Below are 26,791 nucleotides of genomic sequence, written 5' to 3' on the forward strand. Positions count from 1 at the left end.
TCCCACCGGGTGGTGCTGGTGTTTCTATTGGGACCCCTTTGGCCACAGCCGCACCATAGGGTGGGATCCTCTGTCCGCAAGCCGCCACTCAGCCCGGCCTCAACCCCGCTCCCGGAACCGCACCCCGCTCCCGGCCCCCGCCCCAGCGGTGAACAGGCGCCCGCTGGTTCCGGGCTTCCCGCGGTCAGGGGCATCCCCTTGCGCCCGCTAGCATTGTGTGGTGCAAAAACCGCTAAAACCCGTAGGAACTGTGACCAGGGGCACTACAAATCCCAACCGGCTCCGACGGGTGGACCGCTGGCTGGCGGGACCGGCACGGTGGCGTCTGCGGCAGGCCGCCGATCCCTTGATCGTGGACCTGGGCTACGGCGCAGCGCCTACCACCGCCGTCGAACTCCATGGCCGCCTCGGGCGGGTGCGGGCGGATGTGGAAGTCATGGGAATTGAAATCGACCCGGCCCGCGTCCTCGCAGCCAAACCGCTGGAACGAAAGGGGCTGAGCTTCCGGCAGGGCGGCTTCGAACTGCCTGTTGACGGACGCCGCCCGGTGATGGTCCGTGCCTTCAACGTCCTGCGCCAGTACGCGGAGGAGGACTATGCGCAGCACTGGGACATGGTCTGCTCGCGGCTGGCACCGGGAGGGATTTTCGTGGACGGCACCTGCGACGAAATCGGCCGGCGTGCCACGTGGGTGGAACTGGACGCCTCCGGCCCGGTTTCGCTGAGCATTTCGCTGCGGTTCGGCGCGTTCGAGCGCCCGTCCGATGTTGCCGAACGGCTGCCCAAAGCGCTGATCCACCGCAACGTTCCCGGAGAGCGGGTGCATGCTTTCCTCCAGGCCATGGACCGGGCGTGGGAGGAAGCCGCACCGATGGCCTCCTACGGCAACCGGCATCGTTGGCTGGCAATGTGCAGCGCGCTGAAGGCAGGCGGGGTACCGCTGCTGACCGGGCCGTCCCGGTGGCGGCTGGGCGAAATTACCGTAGCCTGGGACGCCGTCCGGCCCTCGTAACCGCAACCGCGTAACCGTCACCTCGCCACCGGAACGGCTGAGCCGAACGGCCGGTTAACGAGGTCCGCCCCGGACAACCCTGGAAGGGGCGGTCCGGGGCGGACTAAAAGTCAGCGGTTTATCGGTGGCTACCAGGGGCCGTACGGGCCCTGGTTGCTGTTGCCGCGGCCGCGGGAGCTGCCAATGGCAGGCTTCACATCCGCGAGGTACACGCAGGCAGCAATCACGGCTGCCAGCTGGAACAGGATCAGGCTCAGTGACGGCACCAGTGCAGACAGCACGCCGACGGCGGCTGCTCCGCCCGTGAGGCCCAGCCAGAATCCCTTGGTCCGCTTGTAGGCACGCTCAAAATCGGCGGGCTTGCGCCGCGCACAGTCCAGCAGCGCCCAGAGCTCAATGCCCAGCGCCACTATGCCGAGCGCCAGGTAGAGGTAGTACTGAATCATGATCATTAGGGCCACAGCGCTAGCCTACCGTGTAAGTGCCCGCTCTAGGTCCCTCCAGAGGTCGTCAACATTCTCGATGCCGACGGAAAGCCGCAGCAGCCCCTCCGGAACGGTGTGCGGTTCCCCGGGCTGGCGGCGCCGCCGTTCGATCAGCGACTCCACGCCGCCGAGCGAGGTGGCCGGCAGCCACAGTTCCACGGTTTCTGCGACCTTCTCCGCCGCGGCGGCTCCGCCGGTAACTTCGATGCATAGGACGGACCCAAAGCCCGACATCTGCGCTGCGGCACGGCGGTGCCCCGGGTCCCCGGGCAGGCCCGGATAACGCACGTTTTCCACCTGCGGAAGTGCCTGAAGCCGGCGGGCAAGTTCCATGGCGGTGGCCTGCGAGCGCTCCATCCGCAGGGCCAGTGTGCGAAGGCCGCGCAGCGCCAGCCACACTTCGAACGGCCCGGCCACCGCTCCGTGCAGCGAGCGGTACCGGAGCATGCGGTCCCTCAGGTCGGGGTCGGACGTCACGGCTGCTCCCAGGACGACGTCGGAGTGCCCGGCCAGGTATTTCGTCACCGAGTGGACGACGACGTCGGCTCCCAGTTCCAGGGGCCGCGTCACCAGCGGCGTCGAGAACGTGTTGTCCGCTACCACCAGAGCACCGGCAGCGTGCGCGGCCTCGGCCAGCGCCGCGATGTCGGCAACCTCCAGCATGGGATTGGTGGGGCTCTCCACCCAGAGCAGCGAGGCGCCGTCGAGCTGCGCTATGACGTCCTGGGTTTCGGCGATATCCACGGTGCGCACGGAAAACCGGCCGTTCGCTGCCTCCTCCGCTGCCAGCAGCAATGATCCCTGGTAGCTGTGCCGCGGCATCACCACCACACCGCCGGCTGGAACCAGGGACAGGGCGGCCATTACGGACGCCAGCCCGGAGCCGAAGACCAATGCGGGAAGGTCAGCCCCTTCGAGCTCGGCGAGCACCTGTTCGAAGGGATCCCAGGTGGGGTTGGAGTACCGGCCGTAGCCGCGCTCCCCCGGAACGGGCGTGCCCGAGCCGAAGTAGGTGGAGGACAGCACGATGGGCGGATTCACCGGGGCATCGTGCTCGCGGGGAGGGCGGCCCGCGGAGACAACGAGGGTATCGGGGGAAACGGCGTGCCCATGCGGCGGGATGTGGCTCATAAGGAACAGCCTAGACCGCCGGACGGGCCGGCCGGCCGCTTCCGGCGAAGGGTGTCCGTGACCGTTCGCCGTCAGCACCGGCCTCCCAGCCGGACTAGGTAGGCTAGGCGGGTGAGCAATTCTAATCCCCCCGAAACCCGCGGCCTCTTCATTGCCATGGAGGGCGGAGACGGCGCCGGGAAATCCACCCAGGCGCAGCGGCTGGCCGCCGCACTGCAGGAGACCGGCCGTACGGTCCTGCGCACCCGTGAACCAGGCGGCACCCCCGTAGGCGAGCAGCTGCGCGCGCTGGTCCTTGAACACGGCAACGGCGAGATCGACGCACGCACCGAGGCGCTGATCTTCGCTGCCTCCCGTGCCGCACACGTCCAACAGATCATCGAGCCGGCGCTCGCCGCCGGAACCGTGGTGGTCTGCGACCGCTATGTCGACAGTTCCATTGCGTACCAGGGCGCCGGCCGGCAGCTCGGCACGGACGCTGTCCGAACACTGAATCACTGGGCCACCGGAGGCTTGGAGCCGGACCTCACCGTCCTGCTCGACGTCGATCCCGAACGCGGCCGGGACCGCCGGACCGCCGGCGATGCCGCCGAGGACCGGCTCGAGTCCGAACCGGATGCCTTCCACCTGCAGATCCGCCTGGCGTTCCTTGAGGCCGCACAGGCAGCCCCCGGGCGCTACCTGGTGCTCGACGCCGGCCGTCCCATGGACGAACTGGCCGAAACCATCCTGCGGCGCGTGGAAAAGCTGCTGCCGTGAGCGTGTGGGATGACCTGCAGGGGCAGGATCCTGTGGTGGCCCAGTTGCGCCGCGGTGCCGCAGACGCCCGGCCCAACCATGCCTGGCTGTTCACCGGCCCGCCCGGTTCCGGCCGCTCCAATGCCGCCCGCGCCTTTGCCGCCGCACTGGTCTGCGAACAACAGGACCCGGCGCTTCGGGGCTGCGGCGAGTGCAAGGCCTGCCGGACCGTGCTGGCCGGCTCGCACGCCGACGTCGCCTCCGTCACCACGGAGAAGGTCACCATCAGCATCGATGAGGCCCGCGAACTGGTCCGGAAGGCCCAGGACAAGCCGTCCACCGGCCGCTGGCGCGTCATCATCGTGGAGGACGCGGACCGGATGCAGGAGCGCAGCACCAACGTGCTGCTCAAAGCCATTGAAGAGCCGCCGCCGCGCACCATCTGGCTGCTCTGCGCCCCGAGCCCCGGTGATGTCCTCGTCACCATCCGGTCCAGGTGCCGCCCGGTAGGGCTGCGGCTGCCGCCGGTTGAGGATGTAGCGGAACTGCTGATCCGGCGGGACAACATCGAACCGGACGTGGCCCTCAATGCTGCGAGGGCCGCGCAGAGCCACATCGGCGTCGCCAAGCGCCTGGCCACCGACGAAGGCGCACGGCAGCGCCGCGAGAGTATCGTGCGGCTGCCGCTGTCGCTGCGCAATGTCTCCGGAGCCATGAAGGCTGCGGCGGACCTCGTGGCCCTGGCCGAAGCGGAAGCCACCAGTTCCTTTGAACAGCGGGACGCCGCGGAGAAGGAAGCGTTGCTCGCCTCCCTGGGCGCGCCCGCCACCGGAACCCTGCCGCCGTCGCTGCGCAGCCAGGTGAAACGGCTCGAGGAAGACCAGGTGCGCCGGGCCAAGCGGTCCAAGAACGATTACTTCGACCGGGCGCTGACTGACCTGCTCTCCTTTTACCGCGACGTGCTGATGATCCAGCTGGGCAGCGCCGGCCCCCTCGTGAACGAGGGACTCCGCCGGGAACTGGACGAGTTTGCCGCGTACGGCTCCCCGGAACAGACGCTGATGCGCATGGAGGAGATCAACACCGTGCGCCGCCGCCTGGTGACCACGAATGTGGCACCGCTGCTGGCCATCGAAGCGATGGCCCTGAGCCTGTTGTAAAGCCTGCTGTAATGTCCAGTTATCCACCGCCTTCCGCCAGCCCGGCTGGTCCGCGCACCTAGCCGCTCCAGGAGTAAGAATGACCACCGCCACTGCCCGCCGCCGTTTCCCGCGGCTGGCCGCCGCTGCTGCTTCGGTGGTGCTGCTGGCGGCTTCCACCGCCTGCACCACGGACTCCGAACCGCGCGGAAAAAGCAGCGGCGGCGGGGACTCCTCCACCACCGCACCGGCAGACGTGATCGGCGACGTACCCGAGGACCTGCAGGAGTTCTACAGCCAGGAGGTCACCTGGTCGGACTGTGAAGGAGACTTCCGCTGCGCCACGGTGACTGTCCCCATGAACTATGCAGACCCGGACGCAGGGACAGTGGAATTGTCAGCCATCCTGGCCGACGCCGATGGGGAGGCCGGGGGCACCATCCTGATCAACCCGGGCGGTCCCGGCGGATCCGGTTACGACGTTGTTCTCCAGTCAATGGAGAACATCACCAGCGACCGGCTGCGCGAGAACTTCAACATCCTCGGGTTCGACCCGCGCGGCGTCGGCCGCTCTACCCCGGTGAAGTGCCTGAGCGACAAGGAAATGGATGAGGCGCGCGCCGAGTACATCGACCCGAGCACTCCCGAAGGCCTCACCGCCTCGCGGTTGAGCGCGAAGGAATTCGCCGATGCGTGCGCAGAAGAGACCGGCGAGCTGCTTGGGTTTGTCGACACGGCAAGCGCTGCCCGCGACATGGACATCCTCCGGGCCATTGCCGGGGACGAAAAGCTGAACTACCTCGGCTTCTCCTACGGGACCTACCTCGGCGCCACCTACGCCGAACTCTTCCCCGACAAGACGGGCCGGCTGGTGCTCGACGGCGCCTTGGACCCCGCCTCCTCCAACGAGGAAATCACCCTCGGACAGGCCGCGGCGTTCGAAAAGGCCATCCGTGCCTACGTCGAGGACTGCGTGACCGGCAGCAACTGCCCGCTTGAAGGCAGTGCCGACGAAGGCATCGCCACAATCCGGGAGCTGCTGGCCTCCGTCGAGGCGAGTCCGATGACGGCGGCCGACGGGCGGGTTGTCACCATCTCCACCTTTGTCAGCGGCTTCATTCTCCCGCTGTATGACGACGGCAACTGGCCGGTGCTCTCGCAGGCCCTGGAGACTGCCATGGAGGGCGACCCGACCTACATGCTCCGTCTGGCCGACATCAGTGCCGACCGTGCGGAAGACGGCACGTACCGGTCCAACAGCACCGTGGCGTTCAACGCAGTCAACTGCCTGGACTATCCGATGACCGCCGATGATGCGCAGATGGCCGCCGACGCCCTGGAACTTGAAGCGGCGTCCCCCACCATCGGCAAGTACCTGGCCTACGGCGGGGTCACCTGCGAGGCCTGGCCGCACGGACCCGTGAATGAACCGCATCCCATTAAGGCTGCCGGCGCGGCGGACCTGCTGGTGATTGGAACAACCGGGGATCCCGCCACCCCCTATGAGTGGTCCCAGGCGCTGGCTGCACAGCTCGAATCCGCGGTACTGGTCACGTGGGAGGGCGAAGGACATACGGCGTACGGGCGCGGCAGCCAGTGCATTGAAGACACGGTGGACGACTACTTCGTAGACGGAACGGTACCGAAGGACAACGTGGTCTGCTGATCCCGAGGGCCGGGACGGACCCTGCGGGACCTTGCCGCCGGCCGCCGAACGGCCCGGTCATCCGCGGCCATTTTGACCCGCACCGCCGGGACGTATAAAGTAGTTCCTTGTGGATTCTGCCCGGCAACGGACAGCTGAAGCCCGCCTCCTTAGCTCAGTTGGTAGAGCGTCTCACTCGTAATGAGAAGGTCGCCAGTTCGATTCTGGCAGGAGGCTCAGTTCCCCCAGAAAGCCCCCGGCATCTTGTGCCGGGGGCTTTCTGCTTTCCGTCCCCGGCAACGACGCGGCGGTCTCCGCTGAGTCGGCAGCCGCAGGGCAGGTCCAGTTGCGGAAACGCTGCGCAGAAATTCCGGTTTCCTTGCGGATGACTTTAGGGTTTCCTGTCGGCCGCGGCCCTATCCTCGGGACATGCAACCGCACCGGCAGGACGCCGGCGGGACGAGGGGGATAACCATGGACGCAGCATTGACGGGACTCACTACCCGCCGCTACACGCTGGTTCAGCGCGAGAACTTCATTTCCCCGCTTTGTGCCGAGTGCAACCGCCGCATGATCCCGAACTGGGTGGAGGACAGGGGCCGGTGGATCATCAACGGCTTCCGTTACCCCGGTGTCCGATGCAGCACCCACGAACGCCGCGTCCTTCCCGAGTATTTCGGGCTTTCCCAGCACGTTCCCGCCCCGAACGTGCGGCGGGACACCGCAACGTCTGCCCGGCGCTCCAAAGCCGGCAGCCGGTTCCTGGGGCTGGGTGCCAAACGCGCACAGCGCAGCGCCTAGCCGCCGGTCCCTTGATACGCCCGGCCGTCCCCGGGCAACAGACCAGGAACCCTCGTCGTTTTCCCCAAGAAACGGCGGGGGTTTCTGTTGTCCGGTGTACCGGGAGAAAGATGCTCGGCAGAAGAGGGCCTGGAACACTCCGGTTCAGCAGGCAACAGGCGGCGGGGTAAGGCCAACCCGGTTAGGAAGCGGGTTTGTCGCTTTCCGGGGGCAGCATTCTGCCTGCCAGCAACGCCTTGATGCGGTCTTCGGCATCCGGCAGGGCGGCGGCGCTGGCGGCCACATTGGCCTCTTCCACTGCGCGCAGCACCTCGTGGCGCTGGATCTTGACCCCGCGGGGGGCATCAATGCCGATGCGTACGCCGTCGCCGCGTGAATCCAAAACGGTAATGACAATGTCATCCCCGATCAGGATCTGCTCCCCGGACTTGCGTGTTAGCACCAGCATCCGCCCACTCTACCCCAAGCCGGGGCCGTTCCCGCCGAAGCTGAGGAACGGTTCAGTCCGGCGGGTTACCCGGCCCGGAGCTTAGAGCACCGGTGTCGGCGAGGGTCCGCCGTCGAGCCACCCGATGGGCAGGCCGAGCGCGTTCACGGACTGCGGCGTGCCGGTGGTGTCAATGCCTTCGACGGCGGCGGCGTCCACCACGGCTGCGGACCGCACGGCACCGACCCAGGCTGCGGTGTCTTCCGGTTTCCGGCCGGCGTCCACCACCACCCAGACCTGATCGGCGGCCAACGCGGAGATCAACGTGGAATGCCGGGCCATTTCGGTACCGGACCGCCCCAGCCCGTAGGCCAGGAAGATGCTGTGTCCGGCCATAACTCCGGCGGCACGTGCGGTTGCCACTGCACGCCGGTCCGCGGCCCGGCCGACGCCGTCGGTCTCCAGCACGCCGGCCACGCGGACGGCTGCGGCACCCGCGCCGGAGAAGTCGGCCATGGAACGGCATACCTCCAGCGCGTCATCGCCCAGTCCGACCACCATCACCAGGTCACCGGCTCCGCCGAGCGGAGCAGGCGCCATCGGCACGGCATTGCGCTGGACCGGCTCCGTGCCTTGGTTGATCCGGCCGGAACCTGCCTGGCTGAGCGGAACGTGGTTCACGGCGTTGGGCGGCTGCATGGCTTCCAGCCCGGGAGTGAACGCGGCCGCAGCCTGGCTCTGCGCGGGGGTGCCTGTGCTTGCCGCGAGGGTATCCATGAGTTCGGCGAACGCATGGGACCCCGTGGAGACGGACGGAGCGGGTTGCGGGGCCGGTTCCACGGGAACGGCCGGGATGATCGCGGCCGCCGGGTGCAGGGTGGATTCGGCCCGCTCTGCCTCTTCCAGCAGTGCGGATATACCTGCCCGCCCCGAGTCCGTTCGGCTGGGCAGGTCCGGTTCCACCGGTGCCCGACGCCGGCCGCTGGGCGGCAGCTCCACTGTCACCTCGTAATGCTGGCGGGAAAGGAATCCGCCGATCCCGCCCACGGTGACCTTTTCCGCCGCAATTATCCGGGCCCGCGGGCCGTGTTCGGCCAGCACCTGGGCTTTTAGCGCGTCAAGCGACGCCCCCTCAAGCTGAAATCGTCTCATTACCCCGCACCACCCCTACAGTCTCGATACCGACATTACCCGCTGTGGCTTCCTGGTAGGACAGTACCGGCAGGCCGCCGGTCTGTGCCGAGACCAGCCGCCGGATGGCCGGGCGCAGGGCCGGGGCGCAGACCAGCACCGCATTGAACCCCGCGTTCTCGGCGCCGGCAACGGCAGCTTTCAGCGACGCCAGCACGGTATCAACCCGGGCGGGGTCAAGCAGGATCTGGCTGCCCTGCTCGGAGGGACGCAGCGCTTCGAGCATGGACTGCTCCAGCGACGGATCGATCATGATCACCCGCAGGACTCCGTCGGCGATGTACTGCGCGGCCAGCGCCGGCCCCAGTGCCGTCCGTGCCGTCTCGATGAGCCCCTCCGGGTCCGCGGAAACCTTGGCCCGCAGCAGCAGGGACTCGTAGATCCTCGGCAGGTCGTTGATGGGGATCTGCTCGGCGAGCAGGCCCTGGAGCACCCGCTGCACTTCGGCAAGGGACAGCACATTGGGGATCAGTTCCTCGACGGCTGACGGGTTGACCAGCTTGACCCCCTCGGTCAGCACCCGGACGTCCTCGCGGGTGAGCAGCCGGGCGGCGTTGGCGGTGATCACCGCGGAGAGGTGCGTGACCAGCACCGACACTCGGTCGATCACGGTTGCCCCGGACATCTCGGCCGCGTGCTGCATTTCCGCCGGAACCCATTTGCCGGCCAGGCCGAACACTGGTTCCACGGTGGCGGTGCCCGGCAAACCGTCCAGATAGTCCCCAAGGGCCAGGATCTTGCCCGCAGGGGCGTCCCCGCGGCCGGCTTCCACGCCGGCGATCCGGATGACATAGGTGGACAGGGGCAGATCCACGCTGTCGCGCGTGCGGACCGGGGGCACCACAATGCCCAGCTCCATGGCGATCTTGCGGCGCAGCGCCCGGACCCGTGCCAGGAGATCGTCGGACCCGCCGGTGACAATGTCCACCAGATCCGGTGCCAGCATGATCTCCAGCGCATGGACGCGCATCTGTTCGATCAGGTCCTCCGTGGTCTCGGAGGTGGCGGGCGCGTCCAGCGCCGCCTGCGCGGAATCCTTCTCGGCCTGTTCGGTGGTTTCCCTTCCCTTGATTTTCCAGGAAATGAAAATCAGCAGGGCACCGATGGCGATGAAATAGAGCTTCGGCATGCCCGGAATCAGGGCCATCACGATGGCCGCGGCGCCGGCGATCATCAGGGCGTTCCGGGACTGGCCCAGCTGCGCGCCGGCCGTGGAGCCCATGTCCGCCTCGGCATTGGACCGGGTGACGATCATGCCGGTGGAAACGGCCATCAGCAGGGCCGGGATCTGGGTGACCAGTCCGTCGCCGATGGTCAGGAGGCTGTAGGTGCTCACCGCTTCGCCGGCCGACATGCCGCGCTGGATCATGCCGATCGCGATGCCGCCGATGAGGTTGATGATGATGATGATCAACCCGGCGATGGCGTCGCCCTTGACGAACTTCGACGCGCCGTCCATAGCACCGTAGAAGTCCGCTTCCGCGGAAACCTCCGCCCGGCGTTCCCGGGCCTGGGTGTCGGTGATCAGGCCGGCGTTGAGGTCTGCGTCAATGGCCATCTGCTTGCCCGGCATGGCGTCCAGGGTGAACCGGGCTCCCACTTCGGCCACGCGTTCGGCACCCTTGGTGACCACCACAAACTGGATGACTACGAGGATCAGGAAGATCACGGCGCCGATGATCAGCGAACCGCCCACGGCAACGTGCCCGAACGCTTCGATCACCTGCCCGGCGTACCCCTCCCCCAGCACCAGTCGGGTGGAGGCCACATTCAGGCCCAGCCGGAACAGGGTGGCGACCAGGAGCAGGGACGGGAACACGGAGAAGTCCAGCGGCTTCCGCACGAACATGGTGGTCAGCAGGATCACCAGTGCCAGCAGGATGTTGATGATGATCAGCACGTCCAGCAGTTCGGCGGGGATGGGTACCACCAGCAGCAGGATGATGCCGATGACCCCGACGGGGACGGAGAGTTTCAGGAGGTTGCGGTTGCGGTTCACGACGCGGCCTTACGGTGTTGTGGGGTGGTTCCGGGTTCGGGCGGTGCGGCTGCCATGGTGTGCATGCCCCGGGCGGCGCCGCGCCGCTTCAGGGCCATAACGAAGGCCAGGACCCGGGCGACGGCGTTGTACAGTTCCACGGGAATTTCGGCGTTCAGTTCGCAGGCGCTGTGCAGGGCACGGGCCAGCGGAATGTCGGAGACCATGGGGACGCCCTGCTTTTCGGCTTCCTCACGGATCCGGGTGGCAATGTTGTCCGCACCCTTCGCCACGACCCGCGGCGCGGACTTGCCCGGCTCGTATTTCAGGGCGACGGCCACGTGGGTGGGATTCACGAGGACGACGTCGGCATCCGCCACGGCGGCGATCATCCGGTTCCGGCTCATGGCCAGCTGCCTGGACCGGCGCTGCGACTTGATCAACGGATCGCCGTCGCTGTTCTTGTTTTCGTCCTTGACTTCCTTCTTGGTCATGCGGGTTCGTTTCCGGTTGCGCTTCATGACCACGAAGATGTCCGCCGCAGCGAGGATCAGGCCCGCAGCGACGGCCGCCTGCAGCAGTAACGCAGTACCGCCTCCCGCAGCCTCCAGGACGGCGGAGATCGGCAGTCCGCCGGCGGACATAAGCACCGGCATCAGTTGCTGGATCACCGCGTACAGGACCAGTCCCACTACGGCGGTCTTGAGCAGGGATTTCACGCCGTTCCACAGGGCCTGCGTGCCGAAGACGCGTTTGACGCCGGCGATCAGGTTGAACTGCTCGAACTTGCCCTTGAACTTCTTCACGTGGATACCGCCCTGGACGGCGGCGGTGAGCAGGACCGCAGCGGCAACTACACCCAGCAGCGGGCCAAGGATAAAGGCCAGGGTGCCTAGCCCCTCGTTCATCTGGATCAGGGCGAACTCGGGATCGGGGTTCGCGATGGTGGTGGCGACGCCGGCCAGGATCTCACCGGCAGCTTCGGAGCCCCGGGAGATGGTCAACGGCATCATCAGGGCGGCCGTGCCTACGCCCACCCAGGCGGTGAGGTCTTCGGACCGGGAAAGCTGGCCCTTGGAACGGACTTCCTTCATCCGTTTGTCGGTGGCCTGCTCGGTCCGCTCACCTGAGGGCTGTTCCGGCATCTATCCCACCCCCGTCAGCGCGCGCTCGATAGTGGAGACCAGCCCGGAGACGATGCGGGGCAGGGCCAGGAAGACAACTGAGGCCAGGGACAACGTCAGCAGGATCTTCAGGGGGAAGCCGAGGGCGAAGGCATTCAGGGCCGGGGCCACGCGGGTGAGCAGGCCCAGGCCTGCGTCGGCCAGGAACAGGACCACCAGCAGCGGTCCGGCAATCTGCACCGATGCCAGGAACATCTGCGAAACCGCGGCGGTCAGGGCGGACACCGGTGAGGACAGGTCCAGTCCCCCGGTCAGCGGCAGCGCGGTGAAACTGCGCAGCAGCCCGCCGATAATCAGCTGGTAGCCGTCCGAGGCGAAGAGCAGCGCCAGGGCGGTGATCTGGAAGATGCGTGTGAACTGGGCGCCGTTGACCATGGACTGCGGATCGAAGGCCTGCGCCAGCTGGAAACCGCCGAAGGTATCGATCAGGTTGCCGGCGGACTGCACGGCGGAGAAAACCACCATCACGAGGAACCCCAGCACAAAACCCACCAGCAGCTCCATCACAATGGCCATGAAGAACGCCCCGGTGCTCAGCGAGTTGTACCCCTCGCTTACCTGCGGGGCGATGGCCAGCCCCAGGCCGAGCCCGAGCATGGCTTTGATCCGCGCCGGGAACGCGTTGTAGGAGAACGGGGGCGCGATGACCAGGAAGGCCACCATCCGCACCGAGGCCAGCAGGAACGCCTCGATCCAGTCCTGGTCAAGGGTGATGTTCATCTAGCCGCCGCCGAGCAGGGACGGGATCCTCTGGAACATCTCGTGGGTGAAGGACACGATTTCCGAAATCATCCAGTGTCCGCACACGAGCAGGGCGAGGGCCACGGCAAGGGCCTTGGGCACGAACGAAAGCGTGACTTCCTGGATCTGGGTGATGGACTGCAGCAGCGAGATGGCAAACCCGACTACGAGCGCGGTGATCAGCACCGGGGCCGACAGCTTGGCCGCAACCCAGAGTCCCTGCATGGCGATGTCCAGGACGGCGTTTGTATCCACTAGGTGCCGCCCTGGTAACTGTTGACCAAGGACGTAATGATCAGTCCCCAGCCGTCCACGAGGATGAACAGCAGGATCTTGAACGGCAGCGAAATCATCACCGGCGGGAGCATCATCATGCCCATGGACATCAGTGCTGCGGACACCACCAGGTCGATGACGAGGAACGGCACGAAAATCACGAACCCGATGATGAACGCCGCCCGCAGCTCGGAGATCATGAACGCCGGGATCAAGGTGGTCAGCGGAACGGACTCGGGGGTTTCGGGATTCTCCTGCCCGGCCGCGCGGGTCATCAGAGCGATGTCCTCTTCCCGGGTGTGAGCGAGCATGAACTGCTGCAGCGGCCCGGACCCGGTGTCGAGGGCGGCATCGAAGTTGAGCTCGCCGTTGAGATAGGGCTGCACGGCGATCGTGTTAATTTCGCTGATCACGGGCGCCATGATGAAAAGCGAGAGGAACAGTGCCAGCCCGGCCAGGACCTGGTTGGGCGGGATTGAAGGCAGCGACAGGGCGTTGCGGGTCATGGCCAGCACCACGAAGATCTTCGTGAAGGAGCTGAGCATCAGCAGCAATGACGGCGCCACCGAAAGCAGGGTGATGCCGATGAGCGTGGTCACGGCAGTGGAGGGCCCGCCGTCCTGGCCGTTGATATCGATGCTCAGCCCGCCGCCGTCGTCCGGCTCCGTGGGAGCACTGGGGTCGGTAGGCGCAACGGGCGCGGCGGGATCGAAAGTGGTGGCGTGCCCGGCTGCGGCTCCCAGCAGGAGCAGGGCGGCCACTGCGAAGAACAGGGCGGCGGCCAGGGTAAGCGCGTGCCGTGCCCTGCGCACGTCGACGGCGGCGCTCACCGTTTGCGTCCCCGGCCCAGGGCCGCGCCGGCCTGGCGCCAGGTTTCGGGGGCAAGGATGGATCCGGCCAGCGCCGATTTGGCGGGCACCGGGTGTGTGGAGGGAAGGGCATGTGCCCCTCGTCCGGCGCGGCGCGGGGGCAGGGCGGAGTAGGGGTCGGCGGCATGGCCGTCCTCCGGATAGGACGCGGAGGACTGCTGGGCGGCTTCCAGCGAGGCGGCAAACCCGGTTGCGGGCACCGGTTCGGATTCCGGGGGAACCTCTGTGGTGTGCAGCAGGTTTACCGAACCTTCGGCCACCCCGAGCAGGAGGCGCTGTCCGTCGGTTTCCACCACTACCAGGGAGGCCTTGGGGCCCAGCGGCTGGCGGCTGACCACGCGCACGGCGGGCTGGTTCGCGCCGGCGGAACCGAGGGTGCGGCTAAAGCGGCGCTGCAGGAACCACAGGAGTCCGAGCACGGCGCCCAGTGAAACCAGGACACGGAGTCCCAGAAACAGGGTTTCCACTAATTGAGCCCCTCGACCACGTCCAGGATTTTGGTGATCCGCACGGCGTAATCCTGGTCAATGACCACGACTTCGCCGTTGGCAATGAGCCGGCCGTTCAGCAGGATGTCCGCGGGGGCACCGGCGGAGCGGTCCAGCTCCACCACCCGGCCGGGTTCGAGGTTCAGCACGTCGCGGACGGACATGCGGGTGTGTCCGATTTCCACGGTCAGCGCCATCTCGATGTTGTTGATGCGGCCCATCTTGCCGACGATCGAGGGGTCGGTGGTGCCGCCGGAAGTGCCGGGGGTGTCCCGCAGGCGGATGGCGAACCACCCGGCGGTGCCCTCCGGGGAGCGCAGTTCGAAGACGACGCTGTCCGGATCGGCGAAGAGGGCGGAAGCGTCCTCGGTGCGGGCTTCGCCGAGCACGCCGACGCCCAGGGTGGCACTCGCCGCTTCGAGCGAGGGACGCAGTACGTCCGCGGCCGAAACGAGCGCGGAGTCGGTGCCTGCGACGTCGGCCAGCGGCGAGGAACTGTCCAGGACCAGGGCGAGGTCCGCCGATTCGGTGCCCACGAAGGACGCGGTGACCGCCGTCGCAGTGTGCGACGCCGGTACGCCTGCCCCGTTATGCGGGATCGGTTCCAGGACAAGGGGGGTGGGCAGGCCGCGCACCAGGGCGGAAACGGCGTCGGCGTGCAGGCTGTGGGGGCTGGACATAGGTTACTTCTCCTCGATACTGACGATGCTGCCGGCAAGGCGTGACCCGCTGGCTCCTACTGCTGCCTGGGCCAGCGTCTGTCCGTCAACGGTGACGTTCAGCGGGCGGTGGCGGGGGTGGCCCAGATTCAGGACGTCCCCTACGGCAAGGTTCAAGACCATGGCGGGCTTCACCGTGATGGGTTCCAGCTGCAGGCACACCTTCACGGGCACGTGTGCAAGCTGCAGCTGGACAAGTTCGGCCGGAGCGGCGTTGCTGGACTGGGCGCCCAGCGGGTCCAGCTGCGGCAGCAGGGCGGCGGCCGGGATGGCCACGGTGGCGGGAGCGGTGGTTTCACCGACCACCATCTCGAAAGTGGCCACGATCATCGGGTCCCCGGAGGCCGCCGCCTGGGCGAACTGCGAGTTGTACTGGACCGAGGACAGCGTCAGCGGGGCCGAGAGCAGGTGGCCGAGGGAGTAGTGCAGGTCCTCCACGGCGTCGTCCATGATCTTGCCCAGCAGTGCCTGCTCGATATGCGTGAATTTGCGCTCCGGCGCGGTCTGGAAGCCGGTGCCGCCGAGCATGTGTCCCACCCAGGACAGTGCTGCGGCCATGGGGAACTGGATGACGGCCTTCGCGGAGGTGGTGGAGATGTTGAAAAGCACCATGCCGGTGTTGTCCGGCAGCGCGGCGGCGTACTCGTCGTAGCTCAGCACCTGCACGTCTTCCGAGGTGACCTGCGAAAGCACCCGCACCTTGGCGGTCAGCTGCGTGCCCCACTGGCGGGCGAAGGTGTCGAAGGCCATTTCCAGGACACGCGCATGCTCACGGGCCAGCGTAGTGGGCCTGCTGAAGTCATAGACCTCTACGGGCTTTGCTTTCGCGGGCATGCTTAAGGAAGGTGAATCTTGGACCATCACACCCCGCACTATCGGCACTCGGAACGGCTGCGTAAGAAAAGCCGTTAGGTGCCTGCCGCGGTTTCACGCTCGGCCACGATTTGGGGGATGAGCGAGCGGACGTCTTCGCTTTGTCCGGACAGGACCACTATGTCCACCCGCCGGTTCTGGGCGAGTTCGGCGGCGTCCCTGCCGGGGGTCAGCGGGCGGGATTCGCCGTAACCCACTGCCTTCATGTGGTCCTGCTTCACTCCCCCGCCGGAGACGAGGTAACGCAGCACGTTCACCGAACGGGACGAGGACAGTTCCCAGTCCAACGCGTCGTCGGCGTACTGGCGGACCTGGGCGGTATGGCCTTCCACCGAAACCTGGTAGGTGGTCGGAGCGAGTGCGGGACCTACGGTGTCCAGCACCTGGACGGCCTCGTCGGTGAGGTCGGCCAGGTCCGGGGCGAAGAACATTTCCGAGCTGACCAGCCGGATGGTCAGGCCGCGCTCATCCATTTCGAAGCGCACGGCGTCTTCCAGGCCCTTTTCCTGCAGGCCCGCGTAAATGGCGTCCTGGAGCGCCGTGAGATCGTCCACTTCCTTGGCGGCCAGCGCGGCGTCGGGCTCAACGGTCTCTTCGCTGTCCACCTTGTCCGGCGGCACGATGATGCCGACGGCGGTGTCCACTGTGTTGCTCTCCTCGGCACCGAAACCGGTGGCCAGGGATTCCTTGAGCTGCTCGAACTTCTTCGCGTCCACAGTGGACATGGCGAACAGGACAATGAACATACACATCAGCACGGTGACCATGTCCATGTAGGAGGCCATCCAGCGTTCGTCCGGGTGATCGTCCTCCTCGTGCTGTTTTGGACGCCGGCCCTTGGCGCTCACGCTGCGTCCTGGACCTTGTCTGCAGCATCGGCCTTGTCGGCCTTATCTGCCTTGTCCGCCTTGCCGCCCAATGTGTGGGCCGGGACCATCGCGCGCAGCCGTTCCCCGAGCAGGCGCGGCTGGCTGCCGGCCTGCAGGGCCAGGACACCTTCCATCAGGAGGTTCATTTCATCCGCTTCGAGCTCCGCCAGCCGCTTGAGCCGGGTGCTGATGGGCAGCCAGATGAAGTTGGCCGAAAGCAGCCCCCACAGGGTGGCCACAAAGGCAGTGGCGATCATGGGCCCCAGGTGGTCCGGGGTGGAGAGGTTCTCCAGGACGTGGGTCAGCGAAACAACGGTGCCGATGATGCCGATGGTGGGACCATAACCGCCCAAGCTGTTGAAGAACTTCACCGCAATCTTGTCGGTGGCGGTCTTGGTGGCGATTTCGTCTTCGAGCAGCATGCGCAGCTCCTCGCCGTCGGTGCCGTCGGCGATGTTCTGCAGGGCCGTGCGCAGGAAGGGATCTTCGACCTCCGCGGCGTCCTGCTCAAGGGACAGGAGGCCTTCGCTGCGGGCCTTTTCCGCCAGCAGGACCACCCGGTCAATGGTCTCCTGCGGCCGGGGGGTCTTGCCCATGAAGGCCCGGGGCAGGGACTTGAAGGACAGGATGAAGTCCTTGAAGGTTCCTCCCGCAAGGCCCACGGCAATGGTGGCGCCGAATACGAGGATCATCGGCGCCGGCAGCAGGAGCGCGGACACATGGGCACCTTCGAGGGTGATCATGGCATAAAGCGACCCGAAGGCGAGGACTAAGCCGATAATTGTTGCTGGATCCATTAGTCGTTCCTAGGGCGAAGGGGCACTGCATTGCTGGGGGGAGCTTTCTCCGGGGCCGCCGGAAAAGCGTCGGGCACGAGCCCAAGGGGACGCCCGGGAACGCGGGGAGGGATGTCGCGTGCCATGGAAATCACCTGCGCCCGGTAGGCCGCAATGCGGTCGATAACTTCCTGCAGGCTCTCCGTCACGATGTACTTCGCGCCGTCGACCATCACCAGGGTGGTGTCCGGGTTGGAGTGGATCCGCTCGATCAGGTCAGGGTTGATCGCGAACTGAGCATCGTTGAGACGCGTAAGAACAATCATTGCCCCGTCCTGGCTGGTTCCACAGGACTCCGATAGGCCCTCACCCCTACTTTCGGCCGTTACGGCCCCGTCGTTAGGAAGGTCCGGTACCGGACGTTGCATCCGCGGGGTACAGGACGCCAAAACGGCCCCGCCGGCAGCTGCCGCAGACGGGGCCGTTCGGTTCAGCAGAGGCTAGCGCTTCAGGTTGGTCAGTTCCTGCAGCACTTCATCCGAGGTGGTGATGATTCGGGCGTTGGCCTGGAAGCCGCGCTGGGCGACGATCAGGTTGGTGAATTCCTGGGACAGGTCCACGTTGGACATTTCCAGCATGCCGCTGCCGATGCCGCCGGCACCGGCCTCGCCGGGACCGGCGATGACGGGGTTGCCGGAGTTCACCGTAGCGGTGAAGCTCGAGTTGCCGGTCTTCTCCAGGCCGGCCGAGTTGGTGAAGGTGGCGACGGCGATGCGGGCCAGGGCCTGCTTTGCACCGTTGGTGAAGGAACCGATCACCGTGCCGTCCTTGCCGATGGAGAAGGACTCCAGCGTGCCCGCACTGCGGCCGTTGCTGGTGACGGAGGCCGTGCTGACACCGGCGTAGCTGGAGAGCCCGGTGAGGTTCACGGCCACGCCGCCCACGGTGATGGTGTCGGCATTGGCGTCGGCCTGGGCGCCGTCGGCAAACTCCAGGTCCACGGGTGCCGCGCCCGTCGCGCTAACACTCCAGCCGCCCGCGGTACGCGTGAAGGTCAGGGGAACCACTGAGGGGTTGCCGTTGGCATCGTAGACGTCCATGTCGCGCACAACCGTGCCGCCGACCGGGGTCTCCGAGGGCAGGTTGCCGGTCATGGTGGCTTCGTTGGTAGCCGCGGCCGGGACGATGGCACCGTCGGGCAGGACAATGTTGCCCACTGCACCGCCGGTGTTCAGGGTGCCGTCGGCGTTGGCAGTCCAGCCCTGGACAATGCCGCCGTCCGTTGAGACCAGGCGGCCGGCTCCGTCCAGGTTGAACGCGCCCGCGCGGGTATAGGTGGAGGTATTGCCCTGGCGGGTGATGAAGTAACCCTCGCCGTTGATCATCAGGTCCTCGGCCCGGCCCGTGGCCTGCGCCGAACCCTGCGTGAAGTTGGTGGTGATACCGGAGACCAGGACGCCGAGGCCCACCTGCGCCGGGTTGCCGCCGCCGTTGTTGGCGCCGGGCGCGGTGGCACCCTGCGTCAGCTGGGACAGGGTGTCCTGGAACTGGACGGCGGTGGCTTTGTAACCGGTGGTGTTGACGTTGGCGATGTTGTTGCCGGTTACGTCAAGCATGGTCTGGTGCGAGCGGAGTCCGGAGATACCGGAGTAAAGGGAGCGAAGCATTGGTGGCGCCTTTCAGCTTTGGTGGTGCCGGGAGGGAGGGTTATGCGGTTGCTGCGGGTGCTTTGGGTGCGTCGGTGGTTTGATCTGCTGCCCCGTCGACGACGCCGGAGATTCGGTCCAGCAGGACATCCTCACCGTTGATGTTGACGGTCGGGACGCCGGCGGCGTAGGAGACCGATTTGGCGGTTCCGGTGACGGACACACCGTCGTCGTTGGTATAGGTGACGGTCTGGCCGATGAGCGCAGCAGCGGCAATACGCATCTGCAGGGAGAAATTCTCTTCGTCCATCTTCGCCATGGCGGTGAGCTGTTCCATGGACGCCAGCTGGGTGGTCTGGGAGATCATCTCGTTGGTGTCCATGGGCGAACTGGGGTCCTGGTTGCGCAGCTGGGTGACCAGCAGGTGCATAAAGACCTCGCTGTCCATGGTTTGCTTTGGCTCTCGGACTGCGGTTCCGCCGGCGGTAATGCCGCCTGCGGCCGCTACTCCTTCTACGGGCACGTGGTCTCCTCTTCTAGGCCAGGAAGTCGATGGTTGATGCCGACGCGGGGAATCCCGGCCGGTAAGTGAGTGGAGCCGGGTCCGCCGGCGTCTGCTCGGGGTTGGCCCGGTCCTGCGTTGCAGAACCCGGTTCCGTTCCGTGCCCGCGGCGTTCAGCACCCTCGCCCGGGGCGTCCTGGGCGGAGAGGGAAAGGTTGGCGTTCATGCCCGAGCCGGCAAGGTCCCGGCGCAGGTCCGTCATGAGGGTGCGCAGCGCTTCGCGGCCGGCCTCGGACGGAGCGAATAGCTCGATCCGGACGCCTTCCGTACCCACATGGGCCCTAACGGTGACCGGTCCGAGGTTGTCCGGGGTGATGCTCAGCGTCATCACATGCTCCCCCTGCGTAGCCGTTGCAAGGGAAAACAGCGGCTGGGACACCTGGGGCAGCAGCGGGGTTGCAACGGGCGCGGCCGCCGACGCCGCCGGCATGACGGGCGCTCCGGAGACAGCCGCCTGGGGCTGCAGCGGGGACAGTGTCATAACCGGCCCGACAGCCGGGGATTCTGCTGCGCCCGCGGGAACCGGTGCGGCGGAAGCGGCAGTATCGGCAGTTCCGGCGGCGGGCATTGCGGCGGCGAAGGCCAGGGCCGCCGCGTTTCCGGCGCCTGCACCGAAGACCGGCACGGAGCCGGGAACCACTGTGCGATTCGCTGCCCCGGCCGGCGCGTTCGACGCCGGTGCGGTGCCGCCGGTTGCCGGAAGTCCTGCCGCCGAGGCGGCGGCATCGGCTTGAACGGTGCCTGCGGTGCCTGCGGTGCCTGCGGTGCCTGCGGTGACGGCGTTTGCCGGTGACGTTGCCGTGGCTGCCGTGGCTGCGGTGCCCGGCAAAGGACTTCCTCCGGTGGCCGCGCTGGCCGCACCTGAGGTGGTGACGGCAGACGGCTTCGGGGTACCGGCATCGGCCGTGTTCCGCGGAGCTGCTGTTGCTGCCGCCCCGGTGGTGACGACGGCGGCGGCGCCCGCAGTAGCCGCGGCCATGACGCTGCCCGGGGTGGAGGCGACCGCCGTGGCGGCCGTGCCCGCCGCACCCGGTGCGGCTCCCCCGACGGGAACGCCGTCAACAACTTCGGAATCGCTGGACCCGGCACCGGTTGAGACTGCTGCCGGCAGGGATGCACCCGCAAAACCGGCAAAAGCCGTTGCCGGAGCGGGAACCGGGGGCTGCACCGATGATCCGGGCGCGGGCATTACGGACGCAGGCTGCAACGGGGAAGCCGCGGCGCCCTCGACTGCAGTGGACGTACCGGCAAAGTCTGCAGGGGCTGTCGCGGCAGCCTGTCCGCCAGCCTTTTGTTCCGGCATTGGAGCAGCTTTCCCGGCGTCGCGGGCAGCAGCTTTCCCGGCGTCGCGGCTGACGTCGCGTCCAGCGTCGCGGCTGGATGCGGCCCGGTTCGAGGCGGCAAGGGCATCCTCAAACGTGGACCCGAACTGGTCTGCACCAACGCCGGCGGAGGCGGACCCCTGGACAGCGGTCCGGGGGGAAGCAGCGGGGGCGGCCGTGCGCGGCATGCCGGCGGAGACGCTCATGCTGCCGTTCCCATCATGGCCGCCTGCGCGGCGCGGGCGGAAGCCACCAGGTCGGAGAGACCGGCGGCACCGGCAGCGCCGGCACTACCGGCGGCACCGGCGGATTCCGTCGGCAGGATGCGGCGGATAGTGGTCAGGTTGGCGTCGGTTTCCCATGCATCGCGGATGGCGATGGTCTGGCCCGGCTGCGGCGCGTCCACTGCCTTTCCGTTGCCCAGGTAGATGGCAACGTGTCCGCCGTCGTGGCTGAAGAGCAGGTCCCCGGGCTGTGCGTCGGCCATGGAAGCGACCTCGGTCCCCGAGTTCATCTGGTCCCAGGTGACGCGCGGAAGGGTGAAGCCGAGATCCTTGTAGACGTTCTGCACGAAGGAAGAACAATCCAGACCCTGCGCTGGATCGTTGCCGCCCCAGATGTAGGGCAGGCCCAGGTATTTCTGGACGGCGTCGAGCACTTTGCCGTCCGCTGCCGCGCCGCCGGATGTGCCGGTGTCCGTTCCCGCCGACGCCGCGGAAGTCAGCGCGGACAGAGTGGAAGCGAACTCCGCATCGGACCCGGCCGCTGTGGCCGTGGAAGTGGCAGCGGCCGCCTTTGCGGCTGTTGTTCCGGAGAGCTGGCTCAGCGTGCTTCGGATTTCGTCGATCCGCCCCAAGGCGTCCGTCATGCTCATTAGTTGGCTTCCTTCTTCCGGCGGTGCCAGGCGGAGCCGGCGAGTTCGTCCAAGATGGTTTGTTCGGTGCGCAGGTCCTCGGCGGCTTCTGCCTCGGCGAACTTGCCTTCAAGCTTTTCCAGGCCCACGGAGCGGGCGCGTGCGGAGGAGAATTCGGCGCGTGCCGCTTCCACTTCCGCGGCATGCCGCGTGCCCAACGCGTTCAGATCCGCGAGCATGCTGCGCGAGGAGGCGCGGGCCGCCGCAATCGCGTTCATGGTTGCCGCATCCACCGCCTCGCTGTGGGAGGCTTCGAGGGAGTTGTAGGCCTCGGCACGTGCTTCGCGGATTTCCCGCATGCGGACGTTGGCCGCCGCGAGTTCGCCTGCGGCGCGGTCCTGCTGCAGCTGGCGCAGCCGCAGCAGTCCGGCCAGGGGGAAGGCACGGGACATCAGGACACCCCCAGCATCCGGGTGAGATTGTGCAGCTGCGCCCAAGCGGTCTCCGCCGGGGTCTGTTCATCCATGCGCTGCTGCAGGAACGCGTTGATGGCGTCCTGGTTGTCCACTGCCGCGTCCACCAAGGGATTGGAGCCGCGCTGGTAGGCGCCGACGTCGAGCAGGTCCTGCGCAGCCTTCCGCGCAGCCATCACCCGGCGCAGCGTTGACGCAGCATCGCTGCGTTCCCGCGGGTTTACGCGGGAGGCAACGCGGGAAATGGAAGCCAGGGCGTCAATTGACGGGAAGTGGCCGGAGACGGCGAGCTTGCGGTCCAGGACCACGTGTCCGTCGAGGATAGAGCGGGCGCTGTCGGCAATGGGCTCGTTGTGGTCATCGCCGTCCACGAGCACGGTATACATGCCGGTGACGGAACCCCGTTCGCCCGTACCGGCTCGTTCGAGCAGCTGCGCGAGCAGGGAGAAGGTGGAGGGCGGGTAACCGCGGGTGGCCGGCGGTTCGCCTACTGATAGCCCGATTTCACGCTGGGCCATGGCCACGCGGGTCAGGGAATCCATCATGAGCATGACGTCGGCGCCCCGGTCGCGGAAGGATTCGGCAATCCGGGTGGCCACAAACGCGGCACGCAGGCGCATGAGCGCAGGTTCGTCCGACGTCGAGACCACCACGATGGACCGCGCCAGGCCCTCGGCGCCCAGGTCGTCTTCGAGGAACTCGCGGACTTCACGGCCGCGCTCCCCTACCAGGGCGATCACGGACACTTCCGCGTCCGTGCCGCGGGCAATCATGGACAGCAGGGAGGACTTGCCGACGCCGGAGCCGGCGAACAGGCCCATGCGCTGGCCGCGCCCCACGGTGGTGAGGGTGTCCATTGCCCGGACGCCGAGCTGCAGCGGGGTATTGATCCGGGTGCGCAGCATGGCGGACGGGGTTTCGTGGTCCAGCGGCACAAAGGCCTCGACCTGCAGCGGACCCTTGCCGTCGATGGGGCGGCCCAGGCCGTCCAGCACCCGGCCGAACAGCCCGGTGCCGGTAGGGACCAGCAGCGGTGTGCCTTTCGAGCGTGCCGGAGTTCCGGCGGTCAGGCCGGTGATCCGACCGAAGGGCATGCAGCGGATGCCGTCACGGGTGGCTGCCACCACTTCGGCGTCCACCTCGGACCCGGGGTGCCCGATGGACACCAGCTCGCCTACGCCGCAGTCGAGGCCGGCAATTTCAATGCTCAGCCCCAGGACGGAGGATACCCGGCCAATGCGCTGCGGTGCTGCGGAGCGCAGGGCTGCCGTGAAACGGTCGGCGCGGGGGCGCCACGTGGTGACGGTCATGAGTCCTCCCCCAGCAGTGCCGCGCGGGCACGCTCGACGGCGGAACTCAGCGAGGCGTCCAGGTAGCCGTCCGGGAACTCGGTGACGGCGTCGCCCCGCCGTAGGCCGGCGTCGCCCACGAACTCCACCCGGGCGCGGCGCAGCGTGTCTTCATCCAGGGACGCGAGGTCCACCGGATGCATGCGGACGCGCTGCACCAGGTCAGTGTCCACGCCTTCCAGGGCACGGGCCAGCGCTGAGCGGGCGGAGGTGTCGCCGGAAGCGAGTTCCCGGCCCAGCAGCGCTTCGGCCAGGTCGATGGCTGCGGCGGCCAGCGCGTCCTGGACGTCGGTGATCAGGGCGACGGTGCGGCCTTCGAGGCTGAAGACAGCGGAGTTGAGCGCGGAAAGGCTCCGGTTGATGCGTTCCTGGCCGCGGCGCATTTCGTCGTCGTACTGCTCCCGCAGGGTGCGGCGCAGCAGATCGGTGTCCGCTGCGGCGGCCCGCAGGCCGGCGGCGTAACCGGCGGCGTGGCCGCGGGCTTCCACCTGGGCGTTGAGCTGTGCTTCGTCCGTGGCGCCGAGGGAGGTGTAGACCAGGCGGGAGAACATCTGCTGGTCAGTAGACATATTCTTCCTCGTCCGCGTGATGCACCTCGATGATGCCCTGGGCTTCCATTTCGCGGATGGCCCGGACAATGTTGGCGCGTGCTTCTTCCACCTGCGAGAGGCGGGCGGGACCGGAAACCTTGATTTCGTCGTCGAGCAGTTCGCGGTTGCGTTCGGAGACGTTGGTGCGGATGGCGTCCAGCACCGCCTCGGTGGCGCCCTTCATGGCCAGGGCCAGGGTGCCCACATCGATGCCGCGCAGCACAAGCTGCACGTCCCGGCGTTCGAGCTTGACCAGGTCGGCGAAGGTAAGCATCCGGGAGCGGACTTCTTCCGCCAGCTCCGGATCGCGTTCCTCAAGCGCCTCGAGCAGCGCCCGTTCGGTGACTGCGTCGGAGCGGTTGATGATTTCCACCAGCGGCTGCACGCCGCCGATTGCGTCGGTTGCCTCGCGGGCGGCACCCAGCGCCGAGGCGCGTGCCCGCAGCGTTTCGGCGACCACGCGCACGGCTTCCGGGGTAGCGCGGGCCATGGTGGCAATGGCCTGCGCGACGTCGGTGCGCAGCTCCGCGCTCAGGCCGGTCAGCACGGCTGAAGCGCGCTGGGGACGCATATGCGCCAGGACCAGCGCAATGGTCTGCGGCAGCTCACCGTCCAGCAGCGAAATCACCTGGTTGGGCTCGGCGGTTTCGAGGAATTCGAAGGACTTGCCCGCCATCGAGGAGGCCAGGCGTTCCATCACGCCGGAGGCACGCTCAACACCGAAGGACGCTTCGAGCAGTCCCATGGCGACGTCGCGGCCGCCATGGGCGCGGCGGCGACCCTCAATGGTCATCTCGTAGAACTCGTTGATGGCTTCCTCGGCCACGGAAGAGTCAACCCGGCGAAGCCGGACAATCTCCGCCGCGATGGCCTGCGCCTCGGCCTCGGTGAACTGCTGCATAACCACCGCGGCCCGGGAGGTTTCCAGCTGCATCAAGATGATGGCAGCCTTCTGGGTGCCGGTCAGTTCGCCCGATCCCGAAGCCGGCCCGGCGCTGTGCAGGGCAAGGGAGGACCCGTTCGAGGCGACGGCAAAGGGCAGTCCGGCCGGGGCAGTGGCAACGTCGGTCATGCTCGGGTGTCCTCCATGAGGTTGCGCAGGTAGTCAGCGGTGCGGACCGGGTCCTGTGCTGCCAGGGCGTCGAGTTCGGCCCGCTTGCGGTCCTGGTCCACGGCAGCAGCGACAATCTGCATCGAGGCCGTGTCCGTGGAAACCAGCGGGGCGGGTTCGCTCAGCATGGTGAGGCCCGCGGCCGGTGCCAGCGGATCCAGCTCCGGCAGTTCTCCAATGTCGATGGCTTCGCGGTTCTGCCGGCGGGAGCGCATGGCGTAAGCGACCAGGGCCAGGATGACCACCAGGACGATGCCGGCCACGATGATTCCCATCTGGAGCATCTCTGCGCGGCGTTCGGCTTCTTCTTCTGCCTGTGCCTCGGCCAGGGCGTCCTGCGCGCTGGTGGCGCCGTCCGCGTTGAAGGAGACCATTTCGACCGTGATCTCGTCACCGCGCTCGGCGTTGATGCCGGCGGCGGTGGCGACCAGGGCTTCCAGGTCTGCCACGTTCAATCCGGCGGCCGCATTGGTATTCAGCGCCACGGAGATCGTCTGGCGGTTCAGGGAACCGGCCGGGATGTCCCGGGTTTCGGTCACCTTGTTCACCGCGTTGTTCTTGGTGCTCGTTTCGGAACGGAAGGCGCCGTCGTCGTTTCCTCCGTTGGGCACCGCAATGTTGTCCGGACCCAGGATGCCCGCGGCGCTGCCGTTGGCACCGCCGGTGTATTCCTCGGTGCTGGTGGCTTCGTTCAGGGCCGGAGTGTCCTGGGGTGCGGTGAAGGATTCCTCCACCCGGTTGGCGGACTCATAGTTCATGTCGGCGGCGACGGCTACGGTGGCGTTGCCGGGACCCACAACGCGGTCCAGCATGGTCTGCACGGAGGCGGTGACCCGCTCCTCGTAATCGGTGGCCTGCTTGTCGGCCGAACCGGTAGTGCCGGTGCCGACCGCGGAAAGCACGGTGCCGGTGGCATCGATAACGGCGACGTCGGTGGACTGCATACCGTCAACCGAGGCTGAGGTCAGGTGCACAATGGCGGAAACCTGGTCCGAGCTGAGCGTGGTCCCGTTCTGCGTTTCCACGAATACGGAGGCGGTGGGATCGGCCTTTTCAGACACAAACACGGTGTCTTCGGGGATGGCCAGCTGCACGGAGGCGTTCTTCACGCCGTCGATGGCACCTACGGTCTTGGCGATCTCGCCTTCCAGGGCCCGCTTGTAGGTTACGGACTGCTGGAATTCCGAGGAGGTGACTCCCATTTCGTCCAGCAGCGAGTAGCCGCCGCTGGATTCGGACGGCAGGCCGGCACCTGCGGCCTTGAGCCGCTGGTCGTACACGAATTCCTCCGGCACCATGATGGTGCCGCCGCCGTTGGCAACCTCGTAGGGAACGCCGTCGGTCTTGAGCTGTTCCACGATGCTGTTGGCATCCGTGGCCTCCAGGCCGGAGAACAGCGGGGTGTAGGCCGGTTTGGTCAGCCAGGAGGCAAGCAGCGCAATGCCGAGGGCCACCACGGCAATACCGATAATGGCGATGGTCTTCTGCGCCAGGGTGAATTGGCCTACCGTCTTGCCCAGCCGGCCGGTCATCGCGCTCATGG

29 protein-coding genes and 1 tRNA gene are annotated in these 26,791 nt (G+C 67.2%); 6 read left to right on the forward strand and 24 right to left on the reverse strand.

Annotation, left to right across the window (positions count from 1 at the left end; all coding sequences use genetic code 11):
• Positions 1 to 250: 250 nt before the first annotated feature.
• Positions 251 to 1,012 (forward strand): class I SAM-dependent methyltransferase, encoded by a 762-nt coding sequence (locus LJ760_RS14115; protein ID WP_227923795.1) that lies wholly within the window; start codon positions 251 to 253, stop codon positions 1,010 to 1,012.
• A gap of 128 nt (positions 1,013 to 1,140) precedes the next feature.
• On the opposite strand, the gene LJ760_RS14120 is transcribed toward LJ760_RS14115, so the two are convergent.
• A complete protein-coding gene (locus tag LJ760_RS14120; RefSeq protein ID WP_227923921.1) occupies positions 1,141 to 1,464 on the reverse strand; it encodes a DUF2516 family protein in 324 nt (107 codons plus the stop codon).
• A gap of 18 nt (positions 1,465 to 1,482) precedes the next feature.
• The gene (locus LJ760_RS14125) at positions 1,483 to 2,628 is read right to left on the reverse strand and encodes a trans-sulfuration enzyme family protein (RefSeq protein WP_227923796.1); all 1,146 of its coding nucleotides are present in this window, start codon (positions 2,626 to 2,628) and stop codon (positions 1,483 to 1,485) included.
• A 111-nt stretch (positions 2,629 to 2,739) separates the two neighbouring features.
• Between LJ760_RS14125 and tmk the strand changes: the two genes are divergently transcribed.
• The 5 genes from tmk to LJ760_RS14150 all read left to right on the forward strand — a co-directional run bounded on the left by tmk (position 2,740) and on the right by LJ760_RS14150 (position 6,951).
• On the forward strand, positions 2,740 to 3,387 hold the full coding sequence (tmk, locus tag LJ760_RS14130) for a dTMP kinase (RefSeq protein WP_227923797.1): 648 nt from the start codon (positions 2,740 to 2,742) through the stop codon (positions 3,385 to 3,387).
• The gene (locus tag LJ760_RS14135) at positions 3,384 to 4,526 is read left to right on the forward strand and encodes a DNA polymerase III subunit delta' (RefSeq protein WP_227923799.1); all 1,143 of its coding nucleotides are present in this window, start codon (positions 3,384 to 3,386) and stop codon (positions 4,524 to 4,526) included. The genes tmk and LJ760_RS14135 overlap by 4 nt, the downstream gene beginning before the upstream one ends.
• Before the next feature lie 79 nt (positions 4,527 to 4,605).
• Positions 4,606 to 6,171 (forward strand): alpha/beta hydrolase, encoded by a 1,566-nt coding sequence (locus LJ760_RS14140; protein ID WP_227923801.1) that lies wholly within the window; start codon positions 4,606 to 4,608, stop codon positions 6,169 to 6,171.
• 143 nt (positions 6,172 to 6,314) lie between these two features.
• Positions 6,315 to 6,387, forward strand: a tRNA-Thr gene (locus LJ760_RS14145).
• A gap of 237 nt (positions 6,388 to 6,624) precedes the next feature.
• Complete coding sequence (locus LJ760_RS14150) at positions 6,625 to 6,951, forward strand: hypothetical protein (RefSeq protein ID WP_227923803.1); 327 nt, start codon at positions 6,625 to 6,627, stop codon at positions 6,949 to 6,951.
• Between the two features lie 181 nt (positions 6,952 to 7,132).
• Here LJ760_RS14150 and csrA read toward each other — a convergent pair whose 3' ends face one another.
• From csrA to fliF, 22 genes are all read right to left on the reverse strand, one after another.
• Entirely contained in the window at positions 7,133 to 7,399 is a 267-nt protein-coding gene (csrA, locus tag LJ760_RS14155; RefSeq protein WP_227923806.1) for a carbon storage regulator CsrA, read from the reverse strand.
• Between the two features lie 81 nt (positions 7,400 to 7,480).
• Positions 7,481 to 8,530 (reverse strand): hypothetical protein, encoded by a 1,050-nt coding sequence (locus LJ760_RS14160; protein WP_227923808.1) that lies wholly within the window; start codon positions 8,528 to 8,530, stop codon positions 7,481 to 7,483.
• Positions 8,511 to 10,568: a flagellar biosynthesis protein FlhA gene (locus LJ760_RS14165; RefSeq protein WP_227923811.1), complete on the reverse strand. Its 2,058-nt coding sequence runs from the start codon at positions 10,566 to 10,568 to the stop codon at positions 8,511 to 8,513. The genes LJ760_RS14160 and LJ760_RS14165 overlap by 20 nt, the downstream gene beginning before the upstream one ends.
• The gene (locus tag LJ760_RS14170) at positions 10,565 to 11,692 is read right to left on the reverse strand and encodes an EscU/YscU/HrcU family type III secretion system export apparatus switch protein (protein WP_227923813.1); all 1,128 of its coding nucleotides are present in this window, start codon (positions 11,690 to 11,692) and stop codon (positions 10,565 to 10,567) included. Before LJ760_RS14170 ends, LJ760_RS14165 begins: the two co-directional genes overlap by 4 nt.
• Complete coding sequence (locus tag LJ760_RS14175; RefSeq protein WP_227923815.1) at positions 11,693 to 12,451, reverse strand: flagellar biosynthetic protein FliR; 759 nt, start codon at positions 12,449 to 12,451, stop codon at positions 11,693 to 11,695. It abuts the gene before it with no gap.
• The gene (fliQ, locus tag LJ760_RS14180) at positions 12,452 to 12,727 is read right to left on the reverse strand and encodes a flagellar biosynthesis protein FliQ (protein WP_227923818.1); all 276 of its coding nucleotides are present in this window, start codon (positions 12,725 to 12,727) and stop codon (positions 12,452 to 12,454) included.
• Positions 12,727 to 13,578: a flagellar type III secretion system pore protein FliP gene (gene fliP / locus LJ760_RS14185; RefSeq protein ID WP_374200073.1), complete on the reverse strand. Its 852-nt coding sequence runs from the start codon at positions 13,576 to 13,578 to the stop codon at positions 12,727 to 12,729. The genes fliQ and fliP overlap by 1 nt, the downstream gene beginning before the upstream one ends.
• Complete coding sequence (fliO, locus tag LJ760_RS14190; protein WP_227923821.1) at positions 13,575 to 14,084, reverse strand: flagellar biosynthetic protein FliO; 510 nt, start codon at positions 14,082 to 14,084, stop codon at positions 13,575 to 13,577. Before fliO ends, fliP begins: the two co-directional genes overlap by 4 nt.
• A complete protein-coding gene (gene fliN, locus LJ760_RS14195) occupies positions 14,084 to 14,785 on the reverse strand; it encodes a flagellar motor switch protein FliN (RefSeq protein ID WP_227923823.1) in 702 nt (233 codons plus the stop codon). The genes fliO and fliN overlap by 1 nt, the downstream gene beginning before the upstream one ends.
• A 3-nt stretch (positions 14,786 to 14,788) precedes the next feature.
• Complete coding sequence (locus tag LJ760_RS14200; RefSeq protein WP_227923826.1) at positions 14,789 to 15,658, reverse strand: flagellar motor switch protein FliM; 870 nt, start codon at positions 15,656 to 15,658, stop codon at positions 14,789 to 14,791.
• 74 nt (positions 15,659 to 15,732) lie between these two features.
• Positions 15,733 to 16,545: an OmpA/MotB family protein gene (locus tag LJ760_RS14205; protein WP_227923828.1), complete on the reverse strand. Its 813-nt coding sequence runs from the start codon at positions 16,543 to 16,545 to the stop codon at positions 15,733 to 15,735.
• Positions 16,542 to 17,363: a motility protein A gene (locus LJ760_RS14210; RefSeq protein ID WP_227923830.1), complete on the reverse strand. Its 822-nt coding sequence runs from the start codon at positions 17,361 to 17,363 to the stop codon at positions 16,542 to 16,544. Before LJ760_RS14210 ends, LJ760_RS14205 begins: the two co-directional genes overlap by 4 nt.
• Positions 17,363 to 17,668, reverse strand: coding sequence for a flagellar FlbD family protein (locus LJ760_RS14215; protein WP_227923849.1), 306 nt, complete (start codon positions 17,666 to 17,668; stop codon positions 17,363 to 17,365). Before LJ760_RS14215 ends, LJ760_RS14210 begins: the two co-directional genes overlap by 1 nt.
• A 174-nt stretch (positions 17,669 to 17,842) precedes the next feature.
• Positions 17,843 to 19,009 carry a flagellar hook protein FlgE gene (locus tag LJ760_RS14220; RefSeq protein ID WP_227923851.1) on the reverse strand — a complete coding sequence of 389 codons (1,167 nt, stop codon included), beginning with the start codon at positions 19,007 to 19,009 and terminating at the stop codon, positions 17,843 to 17,845.
• Between the two features lie 40 nt (positions 19,010 to 19,049).
• Entirely contained in the window at positions 19,050 to 19,511 is a 462-nt protein-coding gene (locus LJ760_RS14225) for a flagellar hook assembly protein FlgD (protein ID WP_227923854.1), read from the reverse strand.
• Between the two features lie 13 nt (positions 19,512 to 19,524).
• A complete protein-coding gene (locus tag LJ760_RS14230) occupies positions 19,525 to 21,078 on the reverse strand; it encodes a flagellar hook-length control protein FliK (protein WP_227923856.1) in 1,554 nt (517 codons plus the stop codon).
• Positions 21,075 to 21,746, reverse strand: coding sequence for a C40 family peptidase (locus LJ760_RS14235; protein WP_227923858.1), 672 nt, complete (start codon positions 21,744 to 21,746; stop codon positions 21,075 to 21,077). Before LJ760_RS14235 ends, LJ760_RS14230 begins: the two co-directional genes overlap by 4 nt.
• Positions 21,746 to 22,177, reverse strand: a complete 432-nt coding sequence (locus tag LJ760_RS14240; RefSeq protein WP_227923861.1) for a flagellar FliJ family protein — start codon at positions 22,175 to 22,177, stop codon at positions 21,746 to 21,748. The genes LJ760_RS14235 and LJ760_RS14240 overlap by 1 nt, the downstream gene beginning before the upstream one ends.
• Positions 22,177 to 23,508 carry a FliI/YscN family ATPase gene (locus LJ760_RS14245; RefSeq protein WP_227923863.1) on the reverse strand — a complete coding sequence of 444 codons (1,332 nt, stop codon included), beginning with the start codon at positions 23,506 to 23,508 and terminating at the stop codon, positions 22,177 to 22,179. Before LJ760_RS14245 ends, LJ760_RS14240 begins: the two co-directional genes overlap by 1 nt.
• On the reverse strand, positions 23,505 to 24,116 hold the full coding sequence (locus LJ760_RS14250) for a FliH/SctL family protein (protein ID WP_227923865.1): 612 nt from the start codon (positions 24,114 to 24,116) through the stop codon (positions 23,505 to 23,507). Before LJ760_RS14250 ends, LJ760_RS14245 begins: the two co-directional genes overlap by 4 nt.
• Positions 24,106 to 25,209: a flagellar motor switch protein FliG gene (gene fliG / locus LJ760_RS14255; RefSeq protein ID WP_227923867.1), complete on the reverse strand. Its 1,104-nt coding sequence runs from the start codon at positions 25,207 to 25,209 to the stop codon at positions 24,106 to 24,108. The genes LJ760_RS14250 and fliG overlap by 11 nt, the downstream gene beginning before the upstream one ends.
• Positions 25,206 to 26,789 carry a flagellar basal-body MS-ring/collar protein FliF gene (fliF, locus tag LJ760_RS14260; RefSeq protein WP_308036455.1) on the reverse strand — a complete coding sequence of 528 codons (1,584 nt, stop codon included), beginning with the start codon at positions 26,787 to 26,789 and terminating at the stop codon, positions 25,206 to 25,208. Before fliF ends, fliG begins: the two co-directional genes overlap by 4 nt.
• Positions 26,790 to 26,791: the final 2 nt, after the last annotated feature.

Origin of the sequence: Arthrobacter sp. zg-Y895, assembly GCF_020731025.1 — a bacterium.
GTDB lineage: Bacteria > Actinomycetota > Actinomycetes > Actinomycetales > Micrococcaceae > Arthrobacter_B.

Coding starts and splice junctions, on each gene's coding strand:
- LJ760_RS14120 (WP_227923921.1), bottom strand. CDS start 1,464: ATGATCATGATTCAGTACTACCTCTACCTGGCGCTCGGCATAGTGGCG.
- LJ760_RS14125 (WP_227923796.1), bottom strand. CDS start 2,628: ATGAGCCACATCCCGCCGCATGGGCACGCCGTTTCCCCCGATACCCTC.
- LJ760_RS14140 (WP_227923801.1), top strand. CDS start 4,606: ATGACCACCGCCACTGCCCGCCGCCGTTTCCCGCGGCTGGCCGCCGCT.
- LJ760_RS14150 (WP_227923803.1), top strand. CDS start 6,625: ATGGACGCAGCATTGACGGGACTCACTACCCGCCGCTACACGCTGGTT.
- csrA (WP_227923806.1), bottom strand. CDS start 7,399: ATGCTGGTGCTAACACGCAAGTCCGGGGAGCAGATCCTGATCGGGGAT.
- LJ760_RS14160 (WP_227923808.1), bottom strand. CDS start 8,530: ATGAGACGATTTCAGCTTGAGGGGGCGTCGCTTGACGCGCTAAAAGCC.
- LJ760_RS14170 (WP_227923813.1), bottom strand. CDS start 11,692: ATGCCGGAACAGCCCTCAGGTGAGCGGACCGAGCAGGCCACCGACAAA.
- LJ760_RS14175 (WP_227923815.1), bottom strand. CDS start 12,451: ATGAACATCACCCTTGACCAGGACTGGATCGAGGCGTTCCTGCTGGCC.
- fliN (WP_227923823.1), bottom strand. CDS start 14,785: ATGTCCAGCCCCCACAGCCTGCACGCCGACGCCGTTTCCGCCCTGGTG.
- LJ760_RS14200 (WP_227923826.1), bottom strand. CDS start 15,658: ATGCCCGCGAAAGCAAAGCCCGTAGAGGTCTATGACTTCAGCAGGCCC.
- LJ760_RS14210 (WP_227923830.1), bottom strand. CDS start 17,363: ATGGATCCAGCAACAATTATCGGCTTAGTCCTCGCCTTCGGGTCGCTT.
- LJ760_RS14215 (WP_227923849.1), bottom strand. CDS start 17,668: ATGATTGTTCTTACGCGTCTCAACGATGCTCAGTTCGCGATCAACCCT.
- LJ760_RS14220 (WP_227923851.1), bottom strand. CDS start 19,009: ATGCTTCGCTCCCTTTACTCCGGTATCTCCGGACTCCGCTCGCACCAG.
- LJ760_RS14230 (WP_227923856.1), bottom strand. CDS start 21,078: ATGAGCGTCTCCGCCGGCATGCCGCGCACGGCCGCCCCCGCTGCTTCC.
- LJ760_RS14235 (WP_227923858.1), bottom strand. CDS start 21,746: ATGAGCATGACGGACGCCTTGGGGCGGATCGACGAAATCCGAAGCACG.
- LJ760_RS14240 (WP_227923861.1), bottom strand. CDS start 22,177: ATGTCCCGTGCCTTCCCCCTGGCCGGACTGCTGCGGCTGCGCCAGCTG.
- LJ760_RS14245 (WP_227923863.1), bottom strand. CDS start 23,508: ATGACCGTCACCACGTGGCGCCCCCGCGCCGACCGTTTCACGGCAGCC.
- LJ760_RS14250 (WP_227923865.1), bottom strand. CDS start 24,116: ATGTCTACTGACCAGCAGATGTTCTCCCGCCTGGTCTACACCTCCCTC.
- fliG (WP_227923867.1), bottom strand. CDS start 25,209: ATGACCGACGTTGCCACTGCCCCGGCCGGACTGCCCTTTGCCGTCGCC.
- fliF (WP_308036455.1), bottom strand. CDS start 26,789: ATGAGCGCGATGACCGGCCGGCTGGGCAAGACGGTAGGCCAATTCACC.